Origin of the sequence: Larkinella sp. VNQ87 (genome assembly GCF_049445795.1) — a bacterium.
In the GTDB taxonomy this organism is placed as follows: Bacteria; Bacteroidota; Bacteroidia; order Cytophagales; family Spirosomataceae; genus Larkinella.
Genome location: NZ_JBMSDT010000006.1, coordinates 406473 through 417139, shown reverse-complemented (window position 1 = coordinate 417139; position 10667 = coordinate 406473). Strand labels below are relative to the sequence as shown.

The following is a 10667-nucleotide window of genomic DNA, read 5'->3' as shown; positions in this document are numbered from 1 at the left end:
GGCCGTTTTGAGCACGATGGCGCTAAATCTGCACCGCAAGGCAGGCCACAACTCGATTACCGAGGGGCAACTAAAATTTGGCAGTAATGTCAAAGAACTCATCAAACTCATCAGAACTTAACACCCCTGCCCTGAAGGGGGCTTAAAAACCGGATGAGGAAGCCCCCTTCAGGGGGTTGGAGGTGAGTTGTCCTTTACTTCGGAAACTTCATTTTATAATCCGCCTTCACGTTGCCTTTCGTAATGTCGGCCAGTTTTTTCTTGAGCAACTGGCGTTTTAGCGGGGGCAGGTAATCGGTAAACAGCTTGCCTTCGAGGTGGTCGTACTCGTGCTGGATGATGCGGGCGGCCATGCCGTCGTATTCTTCGACGTGCTCGTTCCAGTCGGTATCGAAGTACTGAATCTTGACGATTTCGGGCCGGAACACCTCGCCCCGGATTTGCGGAATGCTTAGACAGCCCTCCTCAAAACCCCATTCGTCGCCGTCTTCTTCCAGAATCTGTGGATTGATGAACACTTTCTTGAAACCCTCCAGACTCGGGTCTTTGTCTTCTTCCGGCTCGTCTTCGTTGAGGGCCGTACCATCGACGACAAACATCCGGATGCTTTTGCCGACCTGGGGAGCCGCCAGCCCGATGCCTGAGGCATTGTACATCGTCTCGAACAGATCTTCACTGAATTTCTTTACATCGATGCTTCCTTTCTCGATGTCCTGGGCCCGTTTCCGCAAAACGGAATCACCGTAAGCTATTATGGGGTAGATCATTACCGTTTGGATTCCATAAAAGATTGCAAAATAATCACCGCACTTACCTTGTCGATGTTGCCTTTTTCGCGCCGGTCTTTCTTTTTGGTACCACCCGCAATCATGGCCTGCAACGCCATCGAAGAAGTAAACCGCTCGTCGTGCCACTGCACCGAAATAGCCGGAAAGGCGGTTTTCAGTTTCTCGACAAACGCCCGCACCCGGGGCGTGTTGTCAGTATCCGTCCCATCGAGCCGCGTGGGTAGTCCGACCACGAATGCTTCGACCGGTTCGTCCGAAACGTAGCGTTTCAGGTAGTCCAACAACTGATGCGTCGGAACGGTTTCCAACGCCGTGGCAATGAGTTGCAGCGGGTCGGTAACGGCCAGCCCGGTGCGTTTTGTTCCGTAATCGATGGCGAGTAATCTCGGCAAAGTAACTTTTGCTAAATGAGTTGCAAATATACGGAAATCCGAACGGGGCTATTTATCTTTCCCGGAATATCCTTCCGGGAACCGATGCCGAAGATGAATTATTGCCCCCAATGCGGGAATGTCTTAGTCGTTGGCGTGGCCGGTGGCCGCGAGCGGCTGCTGTGTTCGGCTGCCTGCGGTTACGTCTACTGGAACAATCCGCTGCCGGTGGTTGGGGCCATCGTCGAATACGAAAACGATACCGTCGTGCTGATTCAAAACCGGGGCTGGCCCGCCGACTGGTTCGGGCTGGTGACCGGTTTTTTAGAAGCGGGCGAACAACCCGATCAGGCGGTTTTGCGGGAAATCAAGGAAGAAACCGGGCTGGATGCCGAGATTGTGGAGCGGCTGGGGTTGTACACCTTCTACCAGCGCAACGAAATTATTGTTGTGTACCACGTCCGCGCCCGGGGTGAGATTCAACTGGACGAAGAAGAGCTTCAGGCGTATAAACTTGTGCCCATCAAGGAGCTAAAACCCTGGCCCTTCGGAACGGGGCCAGCGGTGCGGGACTATCTTGAACTCAGATTACACAGATTAAAGGATTAACTAAGATGGCTACCGCAATCTTTTAGATCCCAGTTAATCCCTTAATCCGTGTAATTCTAGTTCAAGACGGTTCAGCATATTTCACCACGTCAATCCCAATCCCATTCGGATCCACGATGGCGAAATGGCGATCGCCCCAGGGTTCGTCGCGGAGTTCAATTTCGATCGGTACGTTCAACGACCGGATATGGGCATATTCGGCATCTACATCGGGTACTTCGATGGTCAGATACATGCCTGCACCCGCGAACGGTTTTTGAAAGATCGGCCGTTGTGTCGGGTGGTTGGGCAGCAGGAAACTCAGTTCAGCCTGCTGATTGGGTGTGTGCATCAATACGTAAAACTCATTTTCGAAGGTGATGCCAAAGTTCAGGACGGACTCGTAAAACGCCTTGGTTTCGGCCAGTTTGTCGGTAATAATGCCTGCGTTCAGTTTCATGATGAGGGGTGTTCCAGAATTGGGAATGAATTGTTCCTCAAAGTAAATACCCCCCTGTGACAGCCGTGTGTCAGTAGTGTCGTCTTGAACCGGGATTACACGGATTAAAGGATTAAGAGAATATAAAAGATTGCGGTAGCCATTCTGTTTAATCCTTTAATCCGTGTAATCCCGGTTCAAGACGGTTTAATCCTTTAATCCGTGTAATCCCAGTTCAGGACGGTGACTTTCCACGGCAAGGTAATGCTCCTGGAGTTCCTGCGCCAGTTCTTTCATGGTGTCCTGCAGCAGATCGGGGCTGATAATCTGAACGCTATTGCCAAACATCAGCAGCCAGCGGCCGATCCCTTTGATACATTCGGTTACAAAACGAATCCGCACGCCATCGCCATCCGGCTCCTCCGACACGTACCCGTAGGTGTATTTGGCCTCCTGAATATACCGGGATGCAGTTTTATCAAATCGAATGACCACCTCGGTCAGGTTCTGGGTTTGCCGCATGCGTTCGAGGTAAGCCGGTAAGGAAAGCAGGTTCTGGCTCGAATACGTTTCATTCGAAAAGGTCAGTTTTCGGATGCGGTCGACGCGGAAATCGCGGTAATCCTGCCGCAACCGGCAAAACGCGATCAGATGCCATCCCGACCCGTAATGGTACAAGCCCACCGGCTCCACCTGCCGCTCGGTCGTCTCGTCGGTATAGCCCGCCCGGTAATCCAGTTGTAGCACATACCGCTGTCCGATGGCCCGCTGAATATCGGCCAGCAGCATGTCTGAAAAGGGCGGGGTGGCCGGGCGTTTGGCTACCTGCACGCGTGGTTCCAGGTCGTCGAGGTGCTCCTGGTCGGTGCGTTTCAGGACGGATTTGATCTTGAACAAAGCTGACTCAAATTCGGCCCGAATCGACTCATCGGCGAATTTTTCGATCACTTTGGCCCCGAATAGCAGCGCCGAGGCTTCTTCGCGCGTCAACATCACCGGCGGCAGGTGATAATCTTCCAGAAAGTAGCCGATGCCGGCTTCGGCCCCAATCGGCACGCCCGCTTCTTCCAGCGAGCGGATGTCGCGGTAAATCGTCCGCACGCTGGTTTTGAACCGTTTGGCTAGTTCCTGCGCCTTCACGACGCGCTTAGTCTGGAGGTGAATCAGGATGGCGGTCAGGCGGTCGATGCGGTTCATGGCGGGAAGCGGTTTTCTGCAAAAATAACGGACCGGCCGGTTTCAATAAACTTTTTTTCGGCATCGGATGGGGGTATTGTCCGGCACGGCGGTCTTAGGAGCAAATACGGGCACCAACGCCCATTCAGTCAACATCAACCTACAACAGTCAACCGTAAACAGCACGTACTACTATGAAAAAGGTATTCCTGATTGCCGCTGCGCTTTTTTGTACGACTATCCACACCTTTGCTCAGGACACCGACTTTTCGCGTGCCCAATTGAACGAAGCCCGGAAAAACCGGTATCCCATCCGCCCCGCCCAAATCGGTTTCATTCCGCCCCTGAGTACGAACGGCATCGACAATGCCATCGTTAGCAACCACCTGTCTATCAACATGCTGGGCGGTTTCGCGGCTGCACTCGACGGCGTTGAGTTCAGTGGTTTATTCAGTCTGGAAAAAGACTACGCCAAAGGCGCGCAGTTCTCCGGTATTTTGAACGGCGTTCGGCATGAAGTCGACGGTGCCCAATTTGCTGGCATTACCAACATCGCGGGCGGCCCGTTGTACGGCGCTCAATTTGGTGGAATTGCCAACCTGGTTGGGAAAGAAGTGAAGGGTTTCCAGGCTGCGGGAATTACCAACGTGGCCGGTCGGCATGTCAAAGGAGGCCAGGTTGCGGGCATTGCCAATGTGGCAGGTGACCACGTTCAGGGAGCACAAATTGCGGGCATTGCCAACGTGGCCGAATCGGTTCAGGGCGTTCAGATTGCCGGGATTGCCAACGTCGCCAAACGGGTGAAAGGAACGCAGATTGGCCTGATCAACATTGCCGAAACCGTCGACGGGGCGCAGATTGGTCTATTGAGCTTCTCCCGAAACGGCTACCACCGCGTCGAAGTTTGGGGCGGTGAAGCACTGCACGCTAACGTTGGGTACAAAATGGGCGGCAACCGCAAGTTTTATAACATTTTTGCCGTCGGAGCAGCCTGGCCAACGGGTGGTAACGCCCGCTGGAATACGCTCCGCTGGGGCTACGGCTACGGAATCGGCACTAACCACTTCATCGGCAAGCGTAACCAGATCAGTATTGAGGCCCTGGCTTACCACATTCAGGAAGAAGGCAACTACTGGGACGAACTCAATATGCTGAATCAGGCCCGCGTGAGCTTTATTTTCCCATTGCACAACCGCCTGGCGCTGACCGTCACGCCCACCTTCAACGTCCAGGTGACGGAGTTTGAAACCAGCGAGGGCATCGGCACGGAATGGGTCAAATGGGAGGTTTCAGACCGGACCTACGCCCGCCGACACGACGACGAGCAGGTGCGCGTCCGGATGTGGCCGGGTCTGAACGTGGGTATTCAATTTTAAGACGGACTGTTGTAGCAAACCCACCCAATCGGGTCCAACTTCGATCGGTTGAAGGCGCTGGCTTTCAACCGATTTTTTTATTCGTTGAAAAAACCGTTCCGGCCTGATCTGATCAGGATCGTTTTCCTTGAGAAAGCCTGGATTCGTTGAAGAAAAATTAGCAATTTTACCAAATCGTGAACCGGCTCGTCCGGTTATGCGTATTACTGTGGTAGAACTTTATCGCTTACGGTTTTTAGTTTACGGTTTACAGTTTTTTCAGGGGCTTTTTGTCATCCCGACGACAGGAGGGATCTCTGAGTGCCGGAGGAATGGCAGTCTCACCCGAAGATCCCTCCTGTCGTCGGGATGACAAAAAATACCATTGAACGAAACGTATTCGGTTTTCTCCGTCATCATTGACGACATCGGAAAACTGTAAACTAAAAACCGTAAACTATTTTTCTTCGAAAACCGACACCAAGCCATGGACCATAAATTCGTTGAAAAAGCATCCGGAGCCATCGCCGACAAATACCGGTTGCAAATTTTACTGGCCCTTTCCCAAAAAGGGACCTTGAACAATTCGGATATTCAGGAAATGACCGGGTTGTCGCAGCCCTGCGTGTCGCACCATGTCAAAACGCTGATTGACAGCGGCTTGGTTAGTTCCCACAAAGAAGGTCGTAACCAGAACCTCAGCTTGAATAAAGACGGATTGAAAGACCTGTCCGGTTTTCTCGATAAGCTGACCTAAATTTTTTTTCAAATACATCCAAACTTTTAAATGTATCGATGCGTTACCCAGCCGAACCAAGACATAAAAATCCAATGAGTCTGCTTCTGTTTACACCAACCCAACTCGGCACCCTTCCGCTTACGAACCGCATCGTGATGGCCCCGATGACTCGCAGCCGCGCCTTCAACAACATCCCGAACGACCTGATCGCCACCTATTACGGCCAACGGGCCACCGCAGGACTGATCATTACGGAAGGGGTTGCGCCTTCGCCCAACGCCCTGGGTTACTCCCGGATTCCCGGTCTTTTCAGCGCCGAACAAGTTGAAGGCTGGAAGAAAGTAACGCAAACCGTTCACGAAAAAGGGGGCCATATTTTTGCGCAACTGATGCACACGGGCCGCATTGGCCACGCGCTCAATCTGCCCACCGGAGCCGAAGTACTTGCTCCCTCGGCCATCCAGGCCCAGGGCGCGATCTGGACCGATCAGGAAGGCATGCAGGAAAACGCAACGCCCCGCGAAATGACCGCAGCGGATATCAAACAAGCCATTCAGGAATTTGTCCAGGCGGCTAAAAATGCCGTAGAAGCCGGTTTTGACGGTATCGAACTGCACGGCGCTAACGGATATCTGCTCGAACAGTTTCTGAACCCCAACAGCAACCAGCGAACCGACGAATACGGCGGCAGCGTCGAAAACCGCGCCCGGTTTGTGCTGGAAGTGGCCGAACAAGTCGCCCAGGCCATCGGGAAAGAGCGCGTCGGTATCCGGTTTTCGCCGTATGGTATCTATAACGATATGCCGAACTACCCGGAAATCAACGAAACCTATATCTACCTGGCCGAAAAACTCAACAGCCTCGGTCTTGTTTACATTCACCTGGTCGATACGGCGGCTCCCAACGGCGAAGAAACCACGCGCCCGCTAATCCAAACCATCCGGTCTAAATTCAGCAACACGCTGATTCTGAACAATCAATACACCGCTGAGAAAGGCGAAGCAGACCTGCAAAGCGGTTTGGCCGATTTGATTGCTTTTGGTAGTCCCTTTGTTTCCAACCCGGATTTGGTCGAACGCCTGAGCACGGGTGCCGAACTGGCTCCTGCCGATCCCGCAACCTTCTTTGCCGGTGGCGAAAAAGGCTTCATCGATTACCCGGCCCTGGTTGCTGCGGAAGCGTGATCGAGACAGGAGAGGTTAGACAAGAGACAGGAGATAAAAGGAACGAGAGGTCATCGCTCCCATCTTTTGTCTCTTGTCTACTGTCTTCTGTCTATCGTCTTTTCCGCAAAATCGAGAAACTGCTCCCAGTCGTAGCGTTTGACGTCGTGTTCGCCGGTTCGGAGGTGGTAGCGGACAGTTTCACCGACGGGTTGATGCACCGACGGCCAGGTGTCGATCCCGATGCCTTTTTTGCCGTAAAGCTGGTAAACCGGATCGGTGTGCCGCGCACTCAGGAACTCGCCTTTCGGATCGGCCCAGCGGTCGCCCTCGGCGCTCGCGACGTAGAGCGGACGCGGGGCAATCAGGGCCAGAAGTTCGTGCTGATCCACCGGTAAGGCTTCGGGCCGGTTTACATACGACCGGTATTGCGGACAAAACCAGTGTGGAAAACTGCTGTTCAGGCGCTCAATGGTTTCTCCGTAAATCCGGCGCGACAACGCGGCCCCGCCTTCGCCGGATTCATTTGCAATCACGGCGGCAAACCGCTGATCCTGCGCCCCGGCCCACAAAGCGGCTTTTCCCTGCCGCGAATGCCCAATGACAATCGCCCGTTTGGCATCCACCAACCCGTCTGTTTCCAGGTAATCCAGCATCCGGCTCATGCCCCAGGCCCAGACGCCGATGGCCTGCCAGCTATCCGGGCGCGCGGTCGTGGGCGGATCGAGCACCGACCGGATGCCGGTTTTCCAGCCTTCCGGATGATCGGGTTCGAGATCACCGTAATAGGCCGTGGCTACCGCATAGCCTTTCGAGATGATGAGTTCGAGCGGCCACCGGGATTGCTGCACACCCCGGGCGGCTTCGGTGGCGCGGTTGTTGACCACCTTGCCATCGGGCCGGTTCGGGAGCCAGTGCGTCGAAAGGGCAATGCCGGGTTCGGTTGTGATGCTGTGGTTGCCCATGTAATTCAGGCCCACAAAAACCGGTGGGCGGTTGTTGCCGACCCGGTTTTTAGGCACATAGAGCAACAATTCGAGGGAAGGTAAGTCGGGGTATTCGGTCCAGACGACGGAAATCTGTTTCCGGATGGCCGTACCGCCCAGGGCCGAGGAGTCCACCGACCGAACTTCGTAGCGGGTTTTCAACCGCCGTTCGGGCGTGCGGCCATAGAGGTTATCGGCGAATAGTTTTAGCAACTCGGGTCGTCGCCCGGTTTCCCACTGCCGGACGGTCGTGACCTTTTTACCAGCTTTAGTCACAAGCGGGTCCGGCAAGGTGTACGGCGGCACCTTGCTCTCGTCGTAGTTGATGTCGGGCGTCTGACCATAACTGAGCAGTGACGTGAACAGAAGGCCTGAAAAAAGGAGTGGTTTGAATAGAAGCGTCGGCATAGCGTATCAAAAACCGGCAGAAGAGCCTGTAGGCTTAAAAGACCGTGCGGCTTCTGTTTTACCAGCTACCCGACAAATTATAGAACAGGTATTTGCTCAAGGCGCTTCAACTTGAATTTCGAGATGCCCGCCTTTCGCCGTGATGGGCTGGTACACCACCGAAAACCGTTCGTAGGTAAAGGCTCGGGATAACTCCCGTCTGACATGCCCTTTGTCTAATCGGATTGCATAATCCTCATCAATAATCCGGGATCCGTTCGGAATGTACACCACCGCCTTGCCATCCAGATACCCGGTTAACCGCACTGTTACCAGTGGATCAATGTAAGGCAATGGCGACATTTTTTTAATGACGAAGGTCTCTTTCTGGTCAATGTCGTTCACCAGAAAGCTCCGATGCTGGCAGGTCGCCAGCACACCAGCCACGGCAAGTACAATGAAGAATTTCCGGATCATGTGTTCAAATAATACAGTTTTACCGGAATAAGCAACTTGCCTCAAACCGGTTTTTGCCCACCCGTTTCCTTTTTTCGTCAGTTATTCACGAGCTGCCGCCAGTTACCGACTCGCGCTGGCCGACCGGGCAGGCGATGATATATCTTTGTTGCAAGCAAACAACAAAGAACCATGAACCACCTGACTAAATTGAGCGCCCTGGCGCTGGGGACACTGCTGCTCACTTCATCCTGCGAAAACCAGCAACTGACCCCCTCGGCTCCTTTCGGCTCCAGCGCCGACCAATCGACGCAATCCGGCAGCCTGCTGTTTGATGATGTTACCGTAACGTTGGCGAAAAAATACACGCTGGTCAAAGATGGCAACGCCACCCTGGTGTATAATTCCGACGGAACGTTGCAGAAAGTCATGGAAGGAAACCGGGTGACGACTTATGGCTACAGCCCCGGCAAAATTACCACCCTGACGCTGGTCGATGGAATCAAAACCGAGGATGGCACGTATCACCTGGATGCCAGCGGCCGTTGCACGAAGGCCGAACTACGTGCTTATTCGAAGCTGGAAAACGGAATTCCGCTTACGACACTCTACTATTATTATTATCAGTACGATGCAAAAGGACGGTTGACCAAACGGTACGGCCAGATTGATCCGGATAGCCGGACCGAGTTCACTTACAATGCGGATAATAACCTGGTCGAAACAAAAAAGTACGACCACGCCAACAACCTGCTCCAGAAAAACACCTACGAATATCAGACGGTGCGGGGAGGCTCGCTGATTGCAGACAAATACCGGCTCAATCCGATGGGCATTGAGAATATGGACCCGTATCTGCGCATCTTCGGAAAAACCAGCAAAAACCTGGTGTTGAGGCTCATAACAACGCAACCTGTCTACGGGGGCATTAATTCCGATTATCGGTTTTCGTACAGCCTGAACGAGGATGGGTACGTGACAACCCGTAAAAAATATGCAAACACCAGCGGTTTTTTGCTGGAAACCAAGCCTTACGACTATCTGGTATCTAACCCGATCATCAACCCCTAACCCGGTTTTTGCCCACTTTTTTACTAAACCAACGCATCATAGATTACGCAGACGGCCGTGTCGAAGGGTTTCTGCCGTCGGGCAGCGAATCACAACCCGGCCAGCCGTCTCGTTAACAGAAAAGCCTCCCACTCAGGAGGCTTTTCTGTTAACGCCGAACCGTATCGACTTTGGTAGCGCCACCCCGCCGAAGCGAATCGGAGAGCAGTTGTTTGGGGTCACCGGTCGGTCGGCGGTCGTCGATCTGCCCCCGGCGCATGCGGTCGCTCTGCCGCATGCGGTTTGTATCTTTCCGGACGGTGTCCTGGGATGCTGCGGGTTGCTGCTCAGCCTGTGTTTGCATCGGAATCGATACTGTGTTCAGGGCAATCCCCAGGAAACCGGCAATCAGTAGCTTTTTCATAGCGGTAGAGAGAAAAAAGCAGACGTCTTTTCAGGCATCTGCTTTTTATCAAGTATCTAACTTATTCCTTACTGATTTCCGCGAAGCGTGTCGCGGCCCATCGACGAATTGTTCCGGTTGCGGTTGCGCCGGTTTTTCCGGTCGTTCGTGTTGGTATTCGTACCGCTTGAGTTCATCGTGTTTCCTGACGACGAATTCATGGTGCCGCTGGTCGTACCGGTCGGGTTGGTTGAGGTCGAACCCTGAACCGAATCGGTCTGATTAGACGTAGCATCGGTTGAACGGCGTTCGCGGTTCATTTGTCCCTGCTGCGATTGCGGATAGGTCGTCGTACCGGTTGTTCCGGATTGCTGCATCTGCGGGTTAGCCGTTGATCCTGTAGGCGACTGAGTTCCCAGCGGAGTCTGTCCCTGCGGATACGTCGTTGTGCCCGTACCTACGGTTCCGGTTGTACCGGTCGACTGCCCGCTCATGCCCTGAGTTTGGGGGTTCGTGGTTTGGGTTTGCGGGTCAACGGTTGTGCCCGTTGTGGTACCCGTCGTTGTTCCTGTTGTCGTACCTGAACTGGTTGTACCAGTTGTGTTTTGTGCCTTGGCGTTGAGGGCAACCGCCACTAACATAGCCCCCATCATCACTAGCTTTTTCATCGTTGAGTTTGTTTTTTGATGGCTGTTATTCAAACCAATTACCAACCAAACTCCCCTAAGAATGAAGTTGTTTAAGAAAAGTTGATTTTTTTCAGGCA

General features: G+C 53.4%; 13 protein-coding genes. 5 read left to right on the top strand and 8 right to left on the bottom strand.

Annotation, left to right across the window (positions count from 1 at the left end; all coding sequences use genetic code 11):
* Positions 1-194: 194 nt before the first annotated feature.
* Both def and ruvX read right to left on the bottom strand, forming a co-directional pair.
* Positions 195-767, bottom strand: a complete 573-nt coding sequence (def, locus tag ACO2Q8_RS13140; protein ID WP_423345274.1) for a peptide deformylase — start codon at positions 765-767, stop codon at positions 195-197.
* Entirely contained in the window at positions 767-1180 is a 414-nt protein-coding gene (ruvX, locus tag ACO2Q8_RS13135; protein WP_423345273.1) for a Holliday junction resolvase RuvX, read from the bottom strand. The genes def and ruvX overlap by 1 nt, the downstream gene beginning before the upstream one ends.
* Positions 1181-1273: 93 nt before the next feature.
* Between ruvX and ACO2Q8_RS13130 the strand changes: the two genes are divergently transcribed.
* Entirely contained in the window at positions 1274-1768 is a 495-nt protein-coding gene (locus ACO2Q8_RS13130; protein ID WP_423345272.1) for an NUDIX domain-containing protein, read from the top strand.
* Between the two features lie 61 nt (positions 1769-1829).
* Here ACO2Q8_RS13130 and ACO2Q8_RS13125 read toward each other — a convergent pair whose 3' ends face one another.
* Both ACO2Q8_RS13125 and ACO2Q8_RS13120 read right to left on the bottom strand, forming a co-directional pair.
* Entirely contained in the window at positions 1830-2207 is a 378-nt protein-coding gene (locus tag ACO2Q8_RS13125) for a VOC family protein (protein ID WP_423345271.1), read from the bottom strand.
* A gap of 186 nt (positions 2208-2393) precedes the next feature.
* Positions 2394-3383: a helix-turn-helix transcriptional regulator gene (locus ACO2Q8_RS13120; protein WP_423345270.1), complete on the bottom strand. Its 990-nt coding sequence runs from the start codon at positions 3381-3383 to the stop codon at positions 2394-2396.
* A 173-nt stretch (positions 3384-3556) separates the two neighbouring features.
* On the opposite strand from ACO2Q8_RS13120, the gene ACO2Q8_RS13115 reads away from it, so the two are divergent.
* The 3 genes from ACO2Q8_RS13115 to ACO2Q8_RS13105 all read left to right on the top strand — a co-directional run bounded on the left by ACO2Q8_RS13115 (position 3557) and on the right by ACO2Q8_RS13105 (position 6640).
* The gene (locus ACO2Q8_RS13115) at positions 3557-4738 is read left to right on the top strand and encodes a hypothetical protein (protein ID WP_423345269.1); all 1182 of its coding nucleotides are present in this window, start codon (positions 3557-3559) and stop codon (positions 4736-4738) included.
* Positions 4739-5204: 466 nt separating this feature from the next.
* Entirely contained in the window at positions 5205-5474 is a 270-nt protein-coding gene (locus ACO2Q8_RS13110) for an ArsR/SmtB family transcription factor (protein ID WP_423345268.1), read from the top strand.
* Between the two features lie 74 nt (positions 5475-5548).
* The gene (locus ACO2Q8_RS13105; protein ID WP_423345267.1) at positions 5549-6640 is read left to right on the top strand and encodes an alkene reductase; all 1092 of its coding nucleotides are present in this window, start codon (positions 5549-5551) and stop codon (positions 6638-6640) included.
* 77 nt (positions 6641-6717) lie between these two features.
* On the opposite strand, the gene ACO2Q8_RS13100 is transcribed toward ACO2Q8_RS13105, so the two are convergent.
* Positions 6718-8013 (bottom strand): acetylxylan esterase, encoded by a 1296-nt coding sequence (locus ACO2Q8_RS13100; RefSeq protein WP_423345266.1) that lies wholly within the window; start codon positions 8011-8013, stop codon positions 6718-6720.
* 96 nt (positions 8014-8109) lie between these two features.
* A complete protein-coding gene (locus tag ACO2Q8_RS13095; RefSeq protein ID WP_423345265.1) occupies positions 8110-8469 on the bottom strand; it encodes a hypothetical protein in 360 nt (119 codons plus the stop codon).
* Positions 8470-8640: 171 nt separating this feature from the next.
* Between ACO2Q8_RS13095 and ACO2Q8_RS13090 the strand changes: the two genes are divergently transcribed.
* Positions 8641-9519, top strand: coding sequence for a hypothetical protein (locus ACO2Q8_RS13090; RefSeq protein ID WP_423345264.1), 879 nt, complete (start codon positions 8641-8643; stop codon positions 9517-9519).
* Between the two features lie 148 nt (positions 9520-9667).
* Here ACO2Q8_RS13090 and ACO2Q8_RS13085 read toward each other — a convergent pair whose 3' ends face one another.
* Both ACO2Q8_RS13085 and ACO2Q8_RS13080 read right to left on the bottom strand, forming a co-directional pair.
* On the bottom strand, positions 9668-9922 hold the full coding sequence (locus ACO2Q8_RS13085; protein ID WP_423345263.1) for a hypothetical protein: 255 nt from the start codon (positions 9920-9922) through the stop codon (positions 9668-9670).
* Between the two features lie 68 nt (positions 9923-9990).
* On the bottom strand, positions 9991-10569 hold the full coding sequence (locus tag ACO2Q8_RS13080; RefSeq protein ID WP_423345262.1) for a hypothetical protein: 579 nt from the start codon (positions 10567-10569) through the stop codon (positions 9991-9993).
* Between the last annotated feature and the right edge of the window lie 98 nt (positions 10570-10667).